The sequence below is a fragment of the Tenacibaculum sp. 1_MG-2023 genome (genome assembly GCF_030547425.1).
In the GTDB taxonomy this organism is placed as follows: domain Bacteria; phylum Bacteroidota; class Bacteroidia; order Flavobacteriales; family Flavobacteriaceae; genus Polaribacter.
The window spans coordinates 22943-43851 of the sequence record NZ_JAUORH010000019.1; the positions used below are offsets into that span (position 1 = coordinate 22943).

The following is a 20909-nucleotide window of genomic DNA, read 5'->3' on the forward strand; positions in this document are numbered from 1 at the left end:
TTAAGTTATGGCTGATAAATCTATTTTAAATGAAAAGTCTATTGACTTTTTAGAAAAATACTTGAATAATGCTGCTCCTACTGGATACGAGTGGGAAGGGCAAAAAATATGGATGGACTATTTAAAACCTTATGTTGACGAGTTCATTACCGACACTTATGGTTCTGCTGTTGGAGTTATAAATCCTGATGCTAAATATAAAGTAGTTATTGAAGGACATGCTGATGAAATTTCTTGGTATGTAAACTATATTTCTGATGACGGGTTAATTTATGTAATCCGTAACGGAGGTAGCGACCATCAAATTGCTCCTAGTAAAATTGTAAACATTCACACTAAAAACGGAATTGTAAAAGGTGTTTTTGGGTGGCCAGCTATTCATACACGTAATAAAGCCAAAGAGGAAGCTCCAAAACCAGACAATATTTTTATAGACTGTGGTTGTAGTACCAAAGAAGAAGTTGAAGAATTAGGAGTACATGTAGGTTGTGTTATCACATACCCAGATGAATTCCATATTTTAAATGGAGATAAATTTGTGTGTCGTGCTTTAGATAACCGTATGGGAGGATTTATGATTGCCGAAGTAGCTCGTTTACTACACGAAAACAAGAAAAAATTACCTTTCGGGCTATACATTACAAACTCTGTTCAAGAAGAAATTGGTTTGCGTGGTGCGGAAATGATTACCCAAACCATTAAACCTAACGTGGCAATTGTTACCGATGTAACACACGATACTACAACTCCTATGATCGACAAGAAAAAAGAAGGTCATTTAGAGTTAGGTAAAGGCCCTGTGGTAGCTTATGCTCCCGCTGTACAACAAAAATTAAGAGATTTAATTATTGATACTTCCGAAGCTAACAAAATTCCTTTCCAACGCTCTGCACTATCTAGAGCTACAGGAACAGATACTGATGCTTTTGCATATAGCAATGGTGGTGTTGCTTCTGCTTTAATCTCTTTACCATTACGTTACATGCACACTACCGTTGAAATGGTACACCGTGAAGATGTTGAGAACGTAATTAAAATGATTTACGAAAGTTTATTAAAAATTGAAGATGGAGAAGATTTCTCTTACTTTAAATAAAAAAATAATCAAGCGTTATTACAAACAAGTAATGACGCTTTTTTTAACTGCTCTTTATGGATGAATTGATAGACATTGTTGATGAAAATGGAAACTATACAGGAAAAACTTGTTTAAAATCCGAAGCTCATAAACATGGCTACTTCCACCCTACTATCCATGTTTGGTTATATACTTCTGATTATAAAATACTACTTCAAAAAAGAGCGTTAACCAAAAAAGTATTTCCTGGTTTATGGGATATTTCAGTTGCAGGCCACATAGCTGCCGGTGAAAACATTAAAATTGCAGCTGTTAGAGAGGTTAAAGAAGAAATAGATTTCGATATTCTTCCTGAAAACTTACATAAAATAGGTACTCGAAAGCACATGGTAAATCACCCGAATGGAATTATCGATAATGAATTCCATCATGTGTTTATTGCTGAATTATCCACTCCTATTGAAGAGTTAACACTTCAGCAAGAAGAAGTAGCAGCTTTAAAATTATTTAGCTTAGAAACAATATTGCATACAAAAAACTACGAAAACTTATTACTTCCTCAATATCAAGACTATTATTCTTTTGTTCATAAACATATTTTAAATATTTTAACTTAATTTTTTAGCTTTAATAATTTAGTTTTAATTTTAAAATCAATTAGTTATATTTAGAATGAAAACTATCAAACTATGCTATCAAAACAAGAAAAGTCTGCGTTAAGGAGTAGGTTGTTTCGTCACTTAGACGGAATTGTTACTTGTCCAGCAGCTTACACTTTACATGAAAAAGGAATTACTAACTACTTATTAAAGAAGAAATCTGTTAGTTTAAATGAAATTACTTCCGAGTTTAACGCTAATGACGGTTATTTAAATGTGGCTTTAAGAACATTGTGTTCTCAAGGCTGGTTAACACAACATGTAGATAATACACATAACACTGTTCAGTTTAAAATCAACAAAGCTTCAGCCATTGCTTTTTCCTATTTTCATTTGTATAAAGACGCTTTTTCTTTATTACGTTTTTCTGAAAGTTATAGTGCTAGAAAATTTGAAATTGAACCTTTTGAGAAATTAGAAAACCTCTATAAAAACTTTACAAACAACTTCGGAATTACACTTCCTTCAACTTCTAAGGAAAAAGAAATTCTAACACAAATCCTTACACATATAGAGGGAATTATTGTAGGTCCAACAACTGTATTATTAGGAATGAGTGGTATGTTTCATAAATATTTTATGCAAACCAAGTTTAGTGCAGATGAATTCCATAAAGATACTGATAATTTCGGGCGATTATTAGATTTATTAACTAATTTGGGGTGGTTTACTAAAACAAAGGATTCTTATGAATTTACCCATGAAGGTTTATTTTTTGCTCGTAGAGCCAGTGCTTACGGAGTAACAGTATCGTATATCCCTACTCTTAGAAAGCTAGACAAGCTTATTTTTGGAAATCCTGATATTTTTAGAACTTCTGAGATAGGAAATGATGAGATTCATGTAGATAGGGAAATGAATGTTTGGGGAAGCGGTGGTGCACATTCTACCTATTTTAAAGTAATTGATGAGATTATTATTAACCTATTTAATAAGCCCATCAACGAACAACCTAAAGGTATTCTAGATGTTGGCTGTGGTAATGGTGCATTTTTAAAACATTTATTTAATGTAATTGAACATCAAACTAAAAGAGGCGCTATGTTAGAAGATCACCCGCTCTTACTTATTGGTGTCGATTATAACGAAGCAGCGTTAAAAATAACTCGTAAAAACCTAGTCCAAGCCGATATTTGGGCCAAAGTAATTTGGGGAGATATTGGAAACCCGAAAGCTCTCTCAGAAGATTTACAAGATAAATATGGTATTAATCTTTCTGACTTGTTGAACGTTCGTACCTTTTTAGATCATAACAGAATTTGGCAAGAGCCTACTCCTAATGATAATTCAACTATTACCAATTCAACTGGAGCTTATGCTTACAGAGGAAAACGTTTGAATAACAACTTGGTAGTAGAGTCTTTAAAACAGCATTTTACCAAATGGAAACCCTATATCAGTAAATTTGGGCTGTTATTAATTGAACTACATACCTCAAAACCAGAATCGGTTGCTAAAAACATAGGAAAAACAGCTGCAACTGCCTACGATGCTACACATGGTTATTCCGACCAATATATTATTGAACTTGATGAATATATGAATGCTATGGAAGCTATTGGATTGACCTACGATAAAAATACGTTTAGAAAATTTCCAAACTCGGAATTGGCAACGGTTTCAATTAATCTTTTTAAGTAACAATCATTCTATCTTCAAACAACTAAACTCATTGTTCTTAATCACAAATTATCTTTATTACACTCATAAAGAAGTTCTTGCTATCATATATCATATACTAATAAATACCTGGTGTATACCTACTAGATAGCTATAAGATATTAATAAACTTTTAACAGATACTAAAGGCTTTATTTCATCCCTTAATTTTACTTTTACTCCAAAAAAGCTATGCTACAAACTATAATAACACCCTACCATACTGTAACTATTTTTGATTGTTTTTCTATATCATAGAAAGCTATATTCAATTTTATATATTCTCCTTATTATTTCTTTCTTCTCAATCATTTAAAGAATGGTTAATAAAAATAAATTATTTAATATTAAAATTTAAAACATGAAATTAAGAGAAATCTTTATTGCCCTTTTTAGTATAATTCTTATCACATCTTGCTCTGGTAGTGATGATACTCCTGCACCAGGAGATGATGGTAATGGAAATGGTACTTTACCACCCGTTAACCAATCTGTTAAAGTTGAAAAAATAAACAGTTTTACAGAACTTCCTTTAACATCCATACATTTCTTAAATGAAACAACTGGATATCTTGTTGCTTCAAAAATAAGCAATAGCACAACTACTTCTGAAATTTTTAAAACCATAGATGAAGGAAAAACATGGGAACGAGTATTTAATAGTTCTTTCTATATAGAAAAAATTAAAGTTTTAAAACCTAATCTAATAGTAGCTATAGGCTTAAGTGGTGAAATTGTTATTTCAAAAGATGCTGGTAAAACTTGGAATATTGACACCATTTTTACTAAACGAGGAATCGTTTTAAAGGACCTTACTTATGATATTCACAACGAAATATATGTAGTTGGATACAAAGAAGCTACCCAAAAAGGAGTTATTTTTCTAACTTGGGATGAAGGAGAGTTATGGAATGAATATACAGGAGATGATGAATTTAAAAAAATAATGGAAAACAATATGCTTAGTAGCGTAGGTTATATTAAAGAAACTGATCTCATGATTTTTGGAGGAGGGTTGAATAATAAGGGAACTCTTGTAACAAAATACGAAAGTAAATATGAGCTAATGGAAACAAAACAAAATATACGTTATGAAGATATTGCTTGTAAAGATGGGACTGTTATGGCTGTTGGTAACAACAAAATTACAAACTCTGACAATGAGTTAGGAGGTATCTTTGGTATTTATTCGGTACATGATTGGCAAATTTATGACTATAACAATAACAATCGTTTAACCGCTGCTGCTCTTGGTACTGGAAGATCGAAAAACATAATAATTGTTGGTCGTAATAAATCAAATAATTTAGCAGACGGCGAATTTATGTCTTTTTCAAAAGATAATGGTAATAATTGGAAACGTATAAATCATGAATATGTTACTGCTGCTTGGAATGATATTGAAGCATTAAACGATAACACCTTTATAGCTATAGGTTATAAAGGACTGTTAGTAAGAATAACAATTAAATAAATACCATCACTTTATTAACCTCAAAAAAAAGCAGCTTTTATAAAAGCTGCTTTTTCTATTATAAAAATATAAAAAAACTTTAGTTCTCTCCTACAGTGTTTTCTTTAACCGATAATAGGTTTGCAAACAACTTATAAGCCCCAGAAACTCCTGCTGGAAGTTCTCTAAAGAAACTTAGTCCTGTATAAATATAATTTCCTTTACCGTATTTAGCGACTAACAAACTTCCTTTTTTAACTGACTCTCCTTTATCATGCATTGATAAAATAGGTGTGTACTCTTTACTCCATTTGTTTGGAAAGTATAGTCCACGCTCTTGTACCCAACCGTCAAAATCAGCTTTAGTAATTTTGTTAGGGTAATTTAAAATCGAATGTTCTTTAGCTAAGAATGCTACATCTGCATTTTCATCGGTAACTCTATCACGAGATAATTGTAAATTGTACGGAGCTTGTACATCTACTCCTCTATTGGTATTGTATTGTACAATTACGTTTCCTCCATTTTTCACATATTCTAACAAGTATTTTTGCTTAAACTGTAACTCTCTTATAGTATTATATGCTCTAATACCAACAACAACAGCATCAAATTGTTCTAAATTACCATTGATTTCATTCACGTTTAACTCTGTTACCTCATAACCTATCTGTTGTAAACTCTCAGGAATTGCATCTCCTGAACCTTGTATATACCCTATTTTAGTACCATTCTTTTGAATATTTAAACGTACAACTTTTGCTTTCGATACTAATAGTACTGACTGTTTAGGAATATGATTATAGTTGATTTCTACCAATTCTTTATCATAATTTTTTCCTTCAACCTTTGCTATAGCTTTTAATACTCCCTCTGATTCTTTTTGTGTTGGAATAACCATAAAATCAATCAATTGAATATCGCCTTTTTGAGCTATAGAAAATACAGCTTCACTTGGCATAACACTCCATCCTTTTGGAGCTTTTAACGCAACTGTGCCATTTGTGTTTTTTGCTCCAGAACGAACTTCAACAGTAACTTTTTGAGGACTTTCTGAAGAAAAAATTAGCACTTTATTCAATAATTTTGTGGTTACTTTTGGTAACACTTCAAAAGGTTCATAAATTTCACCTTTATCTCTTTTTGAATAGCGATACACCACAGGTTTTACAAAAGAAATAGATTGATTTTCAATCATTAAATTGAATTGTATTTGAATTGGTCTCGGAGTTTCTGGTTTCCCTCTTAATTCCTGTTTTTCTACCGTGTACATTCCCAAATCCCAAGGTTTTTGTAACCAATATGGTGATGAATATACGACTTCAGGTATCAAAATAGTTTCTGTAAACGTTTTCTTCTTGTTATTCGCTAAATCTAAGTCTTTCTTTATTTTTTTATTTTCTGGAAGTACTTTTATCGAAGATAACTCCATTGATACTCCACTTCTATTCAATACTTCAAAATCGATACTAATCGTACTTTTTGGTGTTGCACTAGAACTTTCTGCAGAAGCTTCTAAATATAAACCTGCACAAGCCTCTATAATTTCTTTTAATTCTTTAGTTTTAATCGACTTCCAGTGATTGTTTTTTAATTTTTGAACTTTTTGATAAGCTTGTAATAAGGCAGGAAGATGTGTTGACGGGGTTACAAAATCGAAGTTTTGTTCTACTTCATATAAAATATCACCTATCTCTCCACCTCCTTCTACTCTATTCCATGTGGTGTTAATTCCTGAAAAAATATCTTTCTTGTCTTTAGGAAAATCTCCTTTTAAAAATTCTACATATTCTGTTTGGGTTCCTCTTGTGGTTAACCTTCCAAACCCTTGACATAAATGCTGACTACTTGCTATTGATGCCAATTCGTTATTCGACAATCCTTTTAAAGGATAATACGTCCCAATATCAAAACTTAACATCTTACTTTTATCTGCTTTGGCAAATTTTTCTTGGCTACCATAAAACCACCAAGAAGTATTAAAAAACAACCTATTTGGTTTCCAAGTATCTGTATATTTTAATTGCTCTGGATACTTTGTTTTATTATTCGCTAAATCAAAAGCTTCAACACTTAACATAGCCGAAGAAGTGTGGTGTCCGTGAGTTGTTCCTGGAGTTCTATGATTAAATCGATTGATGACTACATCTGGTTTAAAAGTACGAATTGCCCAAACTACATCGGCTAAAACTTTATCTTTATCCCAAATTTTTAACGTTTCATCAGGGTGTTTTGAATACCCAAAATCATTTGCTCTAGAAAAACGTTGCTCTCCTCCATCTACTCCTCTTGCTGCTAACAATTCCTGAGTACGAATTACTCCTAATAGTTCACGCATTTCAGGTCCTATTAAGTTTTGACCTCCATCACCACGTGTTAACGACAAATATCCTGTTCTTGCTTTTTCATGATTTGATAAATACGCTATTAAGCGTGTATTTTCATCATCAGGATGTGCTGCAATGTATAATGCAGAGCCCAAAAAGTTTAATTTTTGAACTTTCTCATAAATTTGGTTTGAAGTAAGTTTTTGTGGTTTTTGTGCGTTTATTCTTAATGAAATCAATAAAAAAGATAGCAATAAAAGTACTTTTTTGTGCATTTTTAATAGTTTGAATACTACACAAATGTAACTTTTTTAACTAAAGTATAAGGTACATTAACAAAATGCTAACATTTCTGCTATAAAGAATAAAGCTACTTTTCTTTTGTAGGAAAGAACTAAATTTTTTTTAATCTAAAAAATACTCATCCTTAAAACCTATCAAATATAATTTTTCTTGAGCACGGGTAACAGCTGTATATAACCAACGTAAATATTCTACCGATACTCCATCTGGTAAATACGGTTGTTCTATAAAAATTGTTTTCCACTGCCCTCCTTGAGATTTATGACAGGTCATTGCATACGAGAATTTTACCTGAAGCGCATTGAAATACTTATTCTTTTTTACCCCCATAAATTGCTTGTACTTCGATTTTTCATGAGCAAAATCTTCTTTTACAGCTTCGTATAAACGATTCGACTCTTCATAGGTTAATGACGGGCTTTCACTTGTTAATGTATCTAACAACAAAACCGTTTCAAAAGGCTTCATATCAGGATAATCAATCATACGAACCTCTACTTCAGCAAACTTAAATCCGTATAATTCTTTAATTGAATTGATACGCATTACCTCACAAATATCTCCGTTGGCAATAAAACCTGCCGAAGAGGAGTCTTTTAACCAATAGTAGTTGTTTTTTACCACCATTACATAGTCTCCTGTAGAAATTTCATTTTCTTGTCCGCGGATTTTAGTTCTAATCTGTTGATTGTACTGGTTTGCTCGTTTGTTTGAACGAACTATAATAGCCGTATCCTCAACACCTATTTCGCCATCATAAGCGGTAGTTATAGCATCTTGAATATCATATCCGTCTTGCAAACGAATAATATCAGGGTACTTCACATCAAACTGAAAATGTGTTGAATCATTCTGAATTAATAAACGTAAATCGGTTGCATTCGCTAAAATTCCTGAACCTTCTTCTTGTCGAACCACTTCATCCAACTCAATTTCAGTAACTTCTTTATTAAACTCAAAAGATAGTTTATCTGCTTCTAAAGCTGGACTCATTGTTAATTTTACAGGTGGTAACTGCGCTGTATCCCCTATAAAAATAATTTTACAGTTTTTTCCAGAGTAGACATACGAGATCAAATCATCAAGCAATGAACCATTTTCAAACAATTTTGCATTTTGTTTTTCATCAGAAATCATAGAAGCTTCATCCACTATAAAAAGCGTATCGGTATGCTTATTAGGTTGCATTACAAAGTTTACCGCTCCACTGCTTTGTTTTTTAGGGAAATATATTTTTTTATGAATTGTAAATGCTTGTCGATTGGAATATCCTGAAATTACTTTCGCTGCACGCCCTGTAGGTGCTAGTAAAACTGCTTTTTGACCTATCTTCCATAAATTATGTACAACAGTACTTATTATGGTTGTTTTACCTGTTCCTGCGTATCCTTTTAACAAAAATAGAGCACGATTATCATCAGAAAAAATAAAATCAGTTAAGACATCTAATAGTTCATTTTGCTTCTGTGTAGGTGTATACGGGAATTTTTGTAGTATTTCTTTATAAAATTTCGGAGCAGTTTGTATCATATTTCAAATAATATTCAAAGATAGGCCTATTTATAAATAATTATTTTCATCATTGAAAAAAAATTGTAGATTTGCGAATATCATACATTAAAAATTAAAAAAATGAATTTATTATTAATGATTTTAGCAGCTGTTGTAGTTGCAGTTCTTTTAGCATTACTTGTTGTTAAGTTTGTTCCTCTAAAAATGAGATGGTTAGTTTCATTATTATTATTAGGAGCAACTGTCTTTTTAGTATATAAAATTTATAATGGTGTTATGGAACCTATTAATTTTAACAAAGATAAGAGAGTACGTTATGCTAAGGTTATTAAGAATTTAAAATTAATTCGAGACGCAGAAGTAAAATATAAAGAAGTTTACGGAACATATACTAACAATAAAGATACTTTACTTACCTTTATTCAAAATGGTCAATTAGCTATTACTGAAACTAAAAATGTTGAGAAAACAGTTGAATTAGGTGGTGGTATTACTAAAGACATATCTGTTAAAGTTATTGACACTGTAGGATATGAGCCTGTTTTAAAATATTTTGAAGGTAAAGAATATGTAAAAATGTTTGAGGTACCTGGTACAAAAGAGCAATTTGAATTAGCTACAGGTAGAGTTGAAAAAGTTGCAGGATTAGAAGTTCCTGTTTTTGAAGCTAAAGTATCTAAAAAACCTATTTTAGTAGGAATGAATCCTTCTTTGATAAAGCAAGAATTAGAAGCTATTGAAACAGATCAAATTAAAGGTGAGTTTGTTTCTGTTGGTTCTTTAACTGAAGTAACTGTAGGTGGTAACTGGCCTCCTTATTATGATAAAGCTGAAGCAATTGCAAAAAAAGAGTAAAAAAAACAGCGCTTTTGCGCAACATAAAAGTCTATCCATCCAATTTAGTTTGGATGGATTTTCTTTTTGTATCTCAAACTCAGAAACAAAAGAGCTTCTTCTTTTTACTAAGTATACTTTTTCTAGCTCTACTGCTTCTCCAGAACTTTTACTAGAGAAAATCATCCGTATTTTTGACGCTGACAAAGATTTACAACAAGACTTTACAACTGTTTTTGCTGTCCATCAAAACAACTTAGCTACGTTGGTTCCTAACAAGCTCTTTGATAGAAACAATTTAGCTCCATATTTAAAGTATGATGTTAAAACATTAAAAACGGATTTTATTACCTATGATTTACATACTGTAATAACTGCTAACACAGTTTACATACCTTATGTGAATATTAACAACTACCTTTTTCAAAACTTTGGAGAATTTGAATACAAACACCATTCAACAGTTTTAATAGATAAACTACTTACCTATTCTGAAAATGATTCTGAGCAGCAGTTTTTTGTCCATGTTTCTTCTTCTCATTTAGATATTCTAGTTTGTAAAGAAGGAAAATTGTTGTTTTACAACTCATTTTCTTACAACACAAAAGAAGATTTTATCTACTATATTCTTTTCACTGCTGAACAGCTACAAATGGATCCTAACTCCTTTCAATTAACCTTTATTGGTGAGATTGAAAAAGGTTCAGATATTTACTCTATTACTTATACATACGTTCGAAATATTCATTTTATGAACCCTGTGAATAGTTTTTTTGCGGATAGTGACGACTTTTCGAACCACTCTAACTTTATACTTATAGCCTAATGCGAATTATTTCTGGAAAATATAAAAGTAAAAGAATTACAGCTCCTAAAAATTTACCTGTTCGCCCTACAACTGATATGGCAAAGGAGTCTTTATTTAATATTTTAAACAACTTTTACTACTTTGAAAATATTTCAGTACTAGACTTATTTGCTGGAACAGGCAATATTAGCTACGAGTTTTCCTCACGAGGAACACAAAATATTTATGCTGTTGATGCTCATTATGCCTGTGTAAAATTTATCAATCAAACAGCTAAAGATTTAGACATGGAAATTAATAGCTATAAAAGTGACGTGTATAAGTTTTTAGAAAAAACACCTCTTAAAACAGATGTTATTTTTGCAGACCCTCCTTATGACTTTGAAGAAAGTCAGTTTTTAAAAATTGCTGATATAATTTTTGATCGTGACTTATTAAATGAAGATGGTCTTTTAATTATTGAACACTCTAAGCACACAGATTTATCTAAACATCCTTTTCACAGCTATGAAAAACGTTACGGAGGTAATGTTTTTAGTTTTTTTGAAATCGTTGAGAATGACGAAGAAGAATAAAATATTCTATAAATAAAAAGGGAGCTAATTAGCTCCCTTTTTATTTATATCTTATAATTTTAAGAGTACATCTTCTCTCTTAATTCTTTTACTTTAGGATCATCTAAATACTCATCAAATGTTGAGTATTTATCTATAATACCTTTAGGGGTAATCTCTATAACTCTATTAGCAACCGTTTGTGCAAACTCGTGGTCATGTGTAGTAAACAACACAGTTCCTTTAAAGTTAATTAATGAGTTGTTCAATGCTTGAATAGATTCTAAGTCTAAGTGATTTGTTGGCTCATCTAGCATTAAAATATTAGCTCTAGTCATCATCATACGAGATAACATACAACGTACCTTCTCTCCTCCTGATAATACGTTACTTTTCTTTAACGCTTCTTCACCAGAAAAAATCATCTTTCCTAAAAACCCTCTTAAGAAAACTTCTTCTCTCTCCTCTTCTGTCTGTGCATATTGACGCAACCAGTCTACTAAATTTAATTCTCCGTTTTGGAAAAACGATGAATTATCAGCAGGTAAATACGATTGTGTTGTTGTTACCCCCCAACTATATTTTCCTGCATCTGGCTCTTCATTTCCTGAAATTACTTGATAAAAAGCTGTGGTGGCTTTTGAGTTTTTAGAAATAATGGCTACTTTATCTCCTCTATTTAAGTTAATATCAACTTTTGAAAATAATAATTCTCCTTCTACATCTGTTTTAGAAAGCTCCTCAATATTTAAAATTTGATCTCCAGCTTCTCTATCTCTATCAAAAATGATTGCAGGATAACGACGTGAAGATGGCTTAATTTCATCTACATTTAACTTTTCTATCATTTTTTTACGAGACGTTGCTTGCTTTGATTTTGCAACGTTTGCAGAAAAACGACGGATAAATTCTTCTAATTCTTTCTTTTTATCTTCTGCTTTTTTGTTTTGCTGTGCTCTTTGTTTAGCAGCTAACTGAGAAGATTCATACCAAAATGTATAGTTTCCTGAATAATTATTAATTTTTCCAAAATCAATATCTGAAATATGTGTACAAACAGCATCTAAAAAGTGACGATCGTGAGATACTACAATTACTGTATTATCGTAGTTTGCTAAGAAGTTTTCTAACCAAGCAATTGTTTCAAAGTCCAAGTCGTTAGTTGGCTCATCCATAATTAACACATCAGGGTTACCAAACAAAGCTTGTGCTAATAACACACGGACTTTTTTCTTTGAATCTAAATCTGCTAATAACGTATAATGATCTTCTTCTTTAATTCCTAAGTTAGATAATAAACTTGCAGCAGAAGCATCAGCATTCCAACCATCCATTTCTTCAAAACGAACTTGTAGCTCTCCTATTTTTTCTGCATTTTCGTCAGAATAATCAGCATACAATGCATCTATTTCCGATTTTATTTTGTGCAGTTCTTTATTCCCCATTAACACAGCTTCTAAAGAAGTATACTCATCAAAAGCATAGTGATCTTGTGTTAATACAGACATTCTTTTTCCTGGTTCTAAATGAACTTGGCCTGAAGTAGGTTCTTGTTTTCCTGATAAAATCTTTAAAAATGTAGATTTCCCAGCTCCATTAGCTCCGATAATCCCGTAGCAATTTCCTTGCGTAAACTTCGTATTTACTTCATCAAACAAAACACGTTTTCCAAACTGAACTGATAAATTAGAAACTGATAACATGTATATATTTTTTAATTCCGTGCAAAAGTATAAAAACTAAAGACTATAAAAGAATTTGCATGGAAGTTTTTAACATCTTACTTTTGGCTTGTTTTAATTCTTTTTAACAACGAATTAACAGCCTAATAATAAAGAGTTATCTATTTTTGAACTCTAGTATTTAGGGTAATTTGAATCATGGTTAAGTATTTTATACCTCTCATATTAATTGTATTTATTGGATGCAACGAATCCAGTAAAAATAAGCCTACCTATTTTGGGGGTAAAATTATCAATCCTAAATGTGACTTCGTTATATTGTCTAACAATTACGATTTTAATGACACTATTCCTCTTAGTAAGAATAATACATTTTTAGAAAGCTATGAGAACTTTAAAGAAGGCTTATACATTTTTCATCATGGTAATGAGCTTCAATATGTATACTTGCAACCTTCTGATAGTTTATTAATTAGGCTAAATACTTGGGATTTTGATGAATCGTTAGTTTTTAGTGGTGTTAATGCGGAAAGAAATAACTTATTAATTGAGTCTTTTTTACAATATGAGCAAGACAATAAAGACACATATAAATATCTTTCGTTACCAAAAAATGAGTTTTTATCAAAGATAGACTCAATGAGGTCTATTAAAAGTACTATTCTTAAAAACTATAAAACTCGTAGTAATGATGCTTCAGGTTTTGTGGATATTTTTGATATATCTTTAAATTTCCCGTTATACACTAGGTTAGAACAGTATGCCATTGAGAACTTAAATAAGGGGGTTCAACACTTTAGTAGTTCTTATTATAATTATCGTGAAAAGGCTTCAACAAATAAAGACTCTTTGATGTTTTATGGACCATATTATAGGTTTATAATAGAAAAAATTAATAATGATGCTTACCTAAAAAACCACGGAGTAAAATCAGAAAAGTTTACACAAAGTTTATTACACGCAATTAATGAAAATGTAACTCTTGAAGCTGTTAAGAATAAAATGCTATATAATGCAGTTATTCGAAACTTCTATGAAGAACCGAATAGCGAAATGAAGAGTGAAGCTTTTTTTACTTTCTTCAAATTAAACACCAATAATGAGCATAAAAAAAATGTTCAACGTTTAATTAATGATTTAAAAATATTAAATAAAGGAGAAAAGTTACCTTCTTTTAAACTAATAGCTGCCGATGGTGAGCTAAAGGACTTTAATCGTATTTCTAAAAACAAAAACACAGTTGTACTTTTAAAAAATTATAAATATGCCTCAGACGACTGGGTATCTTCTCGTTTTAACTATTTAGTAAAGAAAAATCCTGATGTCAACTTTGTTTTGGTTAACCTATGTGATTCTTCAAAAAGGTTTACTAAAAATGTAGATGTAAAATATCAATACACCATACCTAATGAAAGTACAGTATGTGACTTTACCTCTAGTAAATTTCCTCGTATGATTTTAGTTGATAAAAACGGAATTATTCAAAACGGTTATACTAGTTTATCTGCAAAAGACATAAACCTAGAAATCAGTAATTTACAAAAAACCAAATAGTTAGCCTCAATTCATTTTATTTAGTGTACTTTTGCACCGTCCAAAAAAAATCGTATTAGACGATTTAATTAATAATTAATTATAGAATTCGCGGAGGGGCATCTGTGGGTTCTCTAAAAACACAGTATGTCAACATTTTTAGATTTAGGTTTGCAAGAACCTATCAACAAGGCGTTAACCGATTTAGGTTATGAAAAGCCAACAGTAATTCAAGAAAAAGCAATTCCTCAAATAATTTCTTCTACGGATGATTTAAAAGCATTTGCACAAACAGGTACAGGTAAAACTGCAGCCTTTAGTTTGCCTATTATTGAGCTTGCTGATCAAACAAGCACACACACGCAAGCAATCATCTTATCTCCTACCCGTGAACTAGCTGTTCAAATAGGAAAAAACATTGAAGATTTTTCAAAATACTTACCTAACTTAAAGGTAGCCACTGTTTATGGTGGAGCTAATATTGAAGAACAAATAAGAAAACTTAAGAAAGGTGTTCAAATAGTTGTAGGTACTCCTGGTAGAACCGTAGACTTAATTAAAAGAAGAGCTTTAAAGCTCGGTAATGTAAAATGGTTAGTACTTGATGAAGCAGACGAAATGCTTAACATGGGCTTTAAAGATGAGTTAGATCAAGTTTTAGAAGCTACGCCAAACACTAAACAAACGTTATTATTTTCTGCTACTTTTCCTAGAGAAGTAGAAAATATTGCTAAAAACTATATGACAAACCCTATAGAGGTTACTTCAGGTCAAAAGAATCAAGGATCTGACAACGTAAGTCATGAGTATTATTTAGTAACAGAAAGAACACGTTACCCTGCTCTAAAAAGAGTAGCAGATTTAAACCCAAATATCTACGGAATTGTATTTTGTAGAACTAGAAGAGAAACTCAAGAAGTAGCCAACAACCTAATAAGGGATGGTTACAATGCTGATGCTTTACACGGAGATTTATCACAAGCTCAACGTGATTCAGTAATGGATAAGTTTCGTAAAAAGACGATTCAAATATTAGTAGCTACTGATGTTGCTGCTCGTGGATTAGATGTTAATAACCTAACACATGTTATCAACCATAAATTACCAGATCAAATAGAAAACTACAATCACCGTAGCGGAAGAACTGGTAGAGCTGGTAATAAAGGAATTTCTATTGCTTTAGTAAGTAAGAAAGAACAAGGTAGGTTACGTCCTATTGAACGGATTATAAAAAAACAATTTGTTCACACCCCTGTTCCTTCTGGTAAAGAAATTTGTCAAAATCAATTATTTCACTTAATTGATAAAGTGCATAATACCGAAGTAAATACTGATCAAATTGAAGGTTTTTTACCTGGTATTTATGAAAAATTAGAAGACTTAACTCGTGAAGAGTTAATTCAAAAGTTTGTATCATTAGAGTTCAACACTTTCTTATCATATTACGAAAACGCTCCTGATTTAAACAATTTATCTTCAAAAGATAGCTCTAGAGGTCGTTCTTCTAGCGAGAATATGACACGTTTCTTCATCAACTTAGGAAGAAAAGATCGTTTAAACCCTGCTAAGCTAATAGGTTTAATCAATGATCAAAATATTGGCGACAAGATTGAAATTGGTGCTATTGATATTTTAGATACATTTTCTTTCTTTGAAATTGACAAAAACTTCGAAAAAGAAACGTTAGATGCTTTTGCTTCTAATGACGCAGATTTTAATGGTAGATCAGTAAATATTGAAATTACTAAAAGCGACCGTAGCGGCGGCGGCGGAAGAAAACCACGTAGAAACGGCGGAGGATTTAATGGTAAAAAGCGTAGAAGCGATAAACCAACTGATGGTAAAAAAAGTTTTGGCAGAAGACGTAGTGAAAATAGCTCTTCTAGAAGAAGCGATAATAAACCTGCAGCAGGTTTTGGCAGAAAACGTAGAAGAGATTAATTAATAAAGAAATTTATTATATAAACCAAAAAAGCAGTGAAGTTAACTTCACTGCTTTTTTGGTTTCTTAATGATTAAACTATCTTAAAACAATTCTTTAAAAACTAAAATACAGAAGTAACATATTTATAGCCGTATTTTCTTTTACTGTTCCAGGAATATCTTTTAGAATAAACACTTACTACTTGATTAGCTTTTTTCTCCTCTTTAAAATTATCTGTTGTTGTCATGTTATTATTTTTAAGTATTATATTAATTTTTGTACACTTATATGACGTTGATAACACAGAGTTGTTACATACCTTTCATGTATTTAACAGATATTTAAGAAAGTTTAATAATTGATTTACAATAAGTTAAACAACTTAACTTTCTGTTATTTATATTTTCTGTAGTAATACCTTATCACAACAACAACAAATCATTTTATTGATTTCCTAAAATAATTGGCATTCCGCTTTTACCTGAACCAATAATAACTACTTTACTGTTAGTAGAGTTCGCTAATCTATTTGTAGCTTCAATACCTTTATCTTGTAAAATCTTGTCAGTTAACGATGCACTTAAAATTTTGTTTGCATCTGCTTTACCTTTTGCTTCAATTATTTGTTTCTCTGCTTCTTTTTGAGCTGTTACCAGCCTAAATTCATATTCTAAAGATTCTTGCTCTTGCTTTAACTTACGCTCAATTGCTTCTTTAATAGTCGATGGTAGCGTTACATCTCTAACAAGAATTTCATTCAACTGAATGTATTGAGACTCTAAAATCTTTTTAGTTTCAATAAAAATTTCATCTTGTATCGCATCTCTCTTGCTTGAATATAACTGCTCCGGCGTATAACGACCTACAACACTACGTGCCGCTGAACGAATTGCAGGCTGAATTACACGTTGTAAATAGTTTTCTCCTAGTACTTGGTGTAATTTACCTAAATCGTTATAAACTGGTTGATACCATGCAGATCCATCTATTTGAATTTCTAAACCATTTGAAGATAATACTTTCATTTTTTCAAAAAGCTCTTGTTGTCTTACTTCATAAACATGCACCTTGTTCCAAGGTGCAACTATATGAAAACCTTCTCCTAAAGGTGGTTCATCAGTTACAACCCCTCCATCAAAAGTTTTATACAGCACTCCTGCTTGTCCTGATTTAATTGTTTCTGTTGATTTTGCTACAAAAATTATTAAAACTATTACTACTGGAATTAACAATCCAAACTTTGGAAACTTTAACTCTACTTGATTTCTTGCCATCTCTTATATATTTTATACTCTCAAAAATACTGAATTAATTCTCATTGTACCTTAATAATCTAAGAGCATTTAAAACTACAATAAGTGTTGAACCTTCATGCATTAAAACTGCTGGTCCTATAGACGCAAATCCAAATAATGTTGCTGGAATTAAAATAGCTACTACCCCTAAACTTATCCATAAATTTTGTTTAATAATACTTTTTGATTTTCTACTCAACCCTATTACAAATGGTAAATTTTCAATTTTGTCAGAAAGTAATGCAACATCTGCTGTTTCTAATGCAACATCACTCCCTGCTGCTCCCATAGCTATGCCTACTGTGCTATTTGCCATTGCTGGCGCATCATTTACCCCATCACCTACCATAGCTATTCTTGTTTCAGTTTTTTTTAATTGTTGAATAGCTGCAACTTTATCTTCGGGTAGTAAATTTCCTTTTGCTTCTGTTAAACCTATTTGTTTAGCTATAGAATCTCCTACATTTTGATGATCACCAGTAAGCATTATCATCTTTTTTATTCCTATGCTTTTTAATTTTGTTAACGTCTCTTTTGCTGTTTTTCTAGGAACGTCCATCACACTTAGCAAACCAATTAATGTATCATCAAAAGCTACTAACATAGTAGTATGGCCTTTAGCCAACAAATTTTTCACCTGCTGTTTTACTTCTTTAGAAATAGGTATTTGGTTTTCTTCCAATAATTTTTCATTTCCTATAAAAACTTTTGCCTTTTTATAATCTGCTGAAACTCCTCTACCCTGAACAGCACTGATATTAGAAGCTTCATTAGAAGGTTGAATAGTATATTGTTCTTTAATGTCTTTATAAATAGCCTTTGCTAATGGGTGATTGCTTAAACTCTCTACTTCTACTACTAGTTTTAAAAACTCTTTTTCTTCAAAATTATTTAAGGCGATTGCATTTGTTAATCTTGGTTTTCCTTCAGTAAGTGTACCTGTTTTATCAAAAGCTATTGTAGTTAAGCTTCCTAAATCTTCTAAAGTACGTCCTCCTTTTATTAATACTCCTTTGTTAGCTGCTCTCGCAATACCACTTAACACTGCGCTAGGTGTTGATATTGCTAATGCACATGGACTAGCTGCTACTAATACAGTAATCGCTCTGTATAAACTTTCATTTACAGTCTCGTCTAGTACCAAATAAGCAAAACACAAGACAAAAACTAAAATGATTACAAAAGGAACAAACCATTTTTCAAACTTTTTAGTAAGTAGTTGTGTGGGAGATTTCTTTGTTTCTACCTCGCTTACCATTTTAATTAATCGTGCTATGGTTGAATCTTTACTTAGCTTTAACACTTTTACCTCAATAGCGTTATCACCATTAATTGTTCCTGTGTAAACAACATTTTTCTCTTCAAGTTCATTAAAGTCTTTTGGTAACGCTTCTAAGCTCAAATATGCTTCTTTATCAACAGGCATACTCTCTCCTGTTATAGATGCTTGGTTTATGCTTGATTTACCTTTAATTACAACACCATCTGCAGCTATTTTAGTATTAGGCTTAATTATGATAATATCATTAATTTTTAATTCTTCAACCGCAACTTCTACTATAGCATTATTTCGTTTTACAAGTGCTTTTTTAGGAGACAGTTCTCCTAAAGACTCTATTGATTTTTTTGCTTTATTCATTACGTAATGTTCTAAAGCATGCCCTAAACTAAATAAAAACAATAGTAAAGCTCCTTCTTCCCATTTATCTATATAAGCTGCTCCAATAGCGGCGACTAACATTAAAAAATCGATTTCAAACTCTCCTTTTTTAATTTTTTCAACAGCTTCAATCGTAGTGAAGTACCCTCCAAAGAAAAAAGCTGTTATAAAACTCATAAGTAGATACGTGTTTGATAGGTTGGTTAATTTTTCAAGCAATATTCCTATGAAAAAAAATAGTCCGCTTAAAATTGAAAAATAAAGTTCAGTTTTTTCTCCAAAAATACCTCCATGTTTGTGTTCATGGACTTCGTTTTCTGAATGTGTATGATTTGACATTATAAATTGTTTCGTTAATAGACTTTATTTCTTTTAAAAAGATGCAATTAATTTAATACATGGGATTATAGAACTTATAATCCCATGTTATTATTAATGTGCATGACCTTCCATTCCGCCTGCCATTTGTAATAGCTTTCCTTTTAAGAAATGTGCCCCTTTGGTTACTACTTTTACATTGTAATTATTTTCTTGAATTGTTTTTATTTCAATATAGCCATCATCTGAACCTCCAATTGTTACTTCTGCTGGTATAAATTTTCCTGCTATTTTCTCTATAAAAATAAAGTTTTCTCCTTCATTTTCTATCACCGCTTCTTCAGGTACTGCAAATGCTTCATCTCCTCCTAATAAAATTTGAGCATTGATAAACATACCTGCTTTTAATCGGTTTTGTTCATCTTCAAAATGTCCATGAACATTTACCGTTTTCGTTTGGTCATCTACTTTTTGGCTTATTAATTTTATATATCCTTCATATGTGACATCTATTCCTGAAGGCTGAAATTCAAACTCATCCCCTTTCTTTATTTTTGTTATGTCTGTACCAAAAACATTTAATTCTGCGTGCATATGATCGTTGTCTATTATTTCCATCATTTCTGAGTTAGCTGCTAAAAACATTCCTTTATTCAGGTTATTTTCTACAACATAACCAGAAATAGGTGTTTTAACATATACATATTGTTGAATTCCTTTGGTTGCCACAGTATTGGGCGATAATCCTGCCATTTTTAACTGTGCTTCATAACTGTTCGCTAAACTTTTTGCAGATCGATACCCTCCTTCAGCAATTTGAAATGATTTTTTTGAGGCAATATCGTTTTCTAACAACATCTTCTTTCTTTCATAATCTGCTTTAGCTACTTTTAGCTTATTTATTGCTTCAAGATACGCATATTGTAGCTCAATAAAGTTAGGATGCTGCAATACTGCAACTGTTTGCCCTTTTTTTACCTTATCTCCAGGTAATAAATCTGTTTTATAAACAAAAGCTTCTAAAGGAGCATATATAGTGGCTTTACTTTGCGGTGGTACTTCTATAGTACCAGTTACAGCTACTTTTTCTCTTATTTTCTTTTTTTCAATTAAAGAAGTTTCAATTTTTGCTGTAACTAGTTGTTGCTCTGTTAAATGAATTTCATTTTCTTCATATACTTCACCTTTCTTAGTATTTTCTGCTACTTTTTCTTCGGAAGTATGGTCGTGATCTGAGTGATCTTCTTTTTTTGAGTTACAACTAACAATGATGATAGTTACTAACAGTATTATAATTTTTTTCATCTGTA

15 protein-coding genes are annotated in these 20909 nt (G+C 31.4%); 9 read left to right on the forward strand and 6 right to left on the reverse strand.

The genetic code is table 11. The features are described 5' to 3' along the window. The first annotated feature begins 7 nt into the window (after nucleotides 1-7). The 4 genes from Q4517_RS12485 (at nucleotide 8) to Q4517_RS12500 (ending at nucleotide 4870) form a co-directional block, all read left to right on the forward strand. Nucleotides 8-1096, forward strand: a complete 1089-nt coding sequence (locus tag Q4517_RS12485; protein ID WP_303509936.1) for a M42 family metallopeptidase — start codon at nucleotides 8-10, stop codon at nucleotides 1094-1096. Nucleotides 1097-1152: 56 nt separating this feature from the next. Then, nucleotides 1153-1695: an NUDIX domain-containing protein gene (locus Q4517_RS12490; protein ID WP_303509938.1), complete on the forward strand. Its 543-nt coding sequence runs from the start codon at nucleotides 1153-1155 to the stop codon at nucleotides 1693-1695. Nucleotides 1696-1767: 72 nt separating this feature from the next. Further along, the gene (locus tag Q4517_RS12495; protein WP_303509940.1) at nucleotides 1768-3378 is read left to right on the forward strand and encodes a class I SAM-dependent methyltransferase; all 1611 of its coding nucleotides are present in this window, start codon (nucleotides 1768-1770) and stop codon (nucleotides 3376-3378) included. A gap of 379 nt (nucleotides 3379-3757) precedes the next feature. Continuing rightward, nucleotides 3758-4870: a hypothetical protein gene (locus Q4517_RS12500; RefSeq protein ID WP_303509942.1), complete on the forward strand. Its 1113-nt coding sequence runs from the start codon at nucleotides 3758-3760 to the stop codon at nucleotides 4868-4870. Nucleotides 4871-4949: 79 nt separating this feature from the next. Here the strand turns inward: Q4517_RS12500 and Q4517_RS12505 are convergent, their stop codons facing one another. Next, nucleotides 4950-7451 carry a PIG-L family deacetylase gene (locus Q4517_RS12505; RefSeq protein WP_303509944.1) on the reverse strand — a complete coding sequence of 834 codons (2502 nt, stop codon included), beginning with the start codon at nucleotides 7449-7451 and terminating at the stop codon, nucleotides 4950-4952. A 130-nt stretch (nucleotides 7452-7581) separates the two neighbouring features. Continuing rightward, entirely contained in the window at nucleotides 7582-9009 is a 1428-nt protein-coding gene (locus Q4517_RS12510; protein ID WP_303509945.1) for an ATP-dependent RecD-like DNA helicase, read from the reverse strand. Nucleotides 9010-9111: 102 nt separating this feature from the next. Here Q4517_RS12510 and Q4517_RS12515 point away from each other — a divergent pair, with 102 nt between their 5' ends. The 3 genes from Q4517_RS12515 to Q4517_RS12525 are packed head-to-tail and all read left to right on the forward strand — an operon-like array spanning nucleotide 9112 to nucleotide 11208. Then, a complete protein-coding gene (locus Q4517_RS12515; protein WP_303509948.1) occupies nucleotides 9112-9846 on the forward strand; it encodes a hypothetical protein in 735 nt (244 codons plus the stop codon). After that, entirely contained in the window at nucleotides 9812-10651 is an 840-nt protein-coding gene (locus Q4517_RS12520) for a DUF3822 family protein (RefSeq protein WP_303509951.1), read from the forward strand. Before Q4517_RS12515 ends, Q4517_RS12520 begins: the two co-directional genes overlap by 35 nt. After that, nucleotides 10651-11208, forward strand: a complete 558-nt coding sequence (locus tag Q4517_RS12525) for an RsmD family RNA methyltransferase (RefSeq protein ID WP_303509953.1) — start codon at nucleotides 10651-10653, stop codon at nucleotides 11206-11208. Before Q4517_RS12520 ends, Q4517_RS12525 begins: the two co-directional genes overlap by 1 nt. Before the next feature lie 59 nt (nucleotides 11209-11267). Here Q4517_RS12525 and Q4517_RS12530 read toward each other — a convergent pair whose 3' ends face one another. After that, nucleotides 11268-12890, reverse strand: coding sequence for an ABC-F family ATP-binding cassette domain-containing protein (locus Q4517_RS12530; protein WP_303509956.1), 1623 nt, complete (start codon nucleotides 12888-12890; stop codon nucleotides 11268-11270). Between the two features lie 297 nt (nucleotides 12891-13187). Between Q4517_RS12530 and Q4517_RS12535 the strand changes: the two genes are divergently transcribed. Further along, nucleotides 13188-14423, forward strand: coding sequence for a hypothetical protein (locus tag Q4517_RS12535; RefSeq protein WP_303509958.1), 1236 nt, complete (start codon nucleotides 13188-13190; stop codon nucleotides 14421-14423). 126 nt (nucleotides 14424-14549) lie between these two features. Continuing rightward, nucleotides 14550-16343, forward strand: coding sequence for a DEAD/DEAH box helicase (locus Q4517_RS12540; RefSeq protein ID WP_303509961.1), 1794 nt, complete (start codon nucleotides 14550-14552; stop codon nucleotides 16341-16343). A 426-nt stretch (nucleotides 16344-16769) separates the two neighbouring features. Here the strand turns inward: Q4517_RS12540 and Q4517_RS12545 are convergent, their stop codons facing one another. The 3 genes from Q4517_RS12545 to Q4517_RS12555 form a co-directional block, all read right to left on the reverse strand. Further along, entirely contained in the window at nucleotides 16770-17600 is an 831-nt protein-coding gene (locus Q4517_RS12545) for a prohibitin family protein (protein ID WP_303509962.1), read from the reverse strand. Nucleotides 17601-17634: 34 nt separating this feature from the next. Continuing rightward, nucleotides 17635-19620, reverse strand: a complete 1986-nt coding sequence (locus tag Q4517_RS12550) for a heavy metal translocating P-type ATPase (protein WP_303509965.1) — start codon at nucleotides 19618-19620, stop codon at nucleotides 17635-17637. A gap of 93 nt (nucleotides 19621-19713) precedes the next feature. After that, entirely contained in the window at nucleotides 19714-20904 is a 1191-nt protein-coding gene (locus tag Q4517_RS12555) for an efflux RND transporter periplasmic adaptor subunit (RefSeq protein WP_303509968.1), read from the reverse strand. Between the last annotated feature and the right edge of the window lie 5 nt (nucleotides 20905-20909).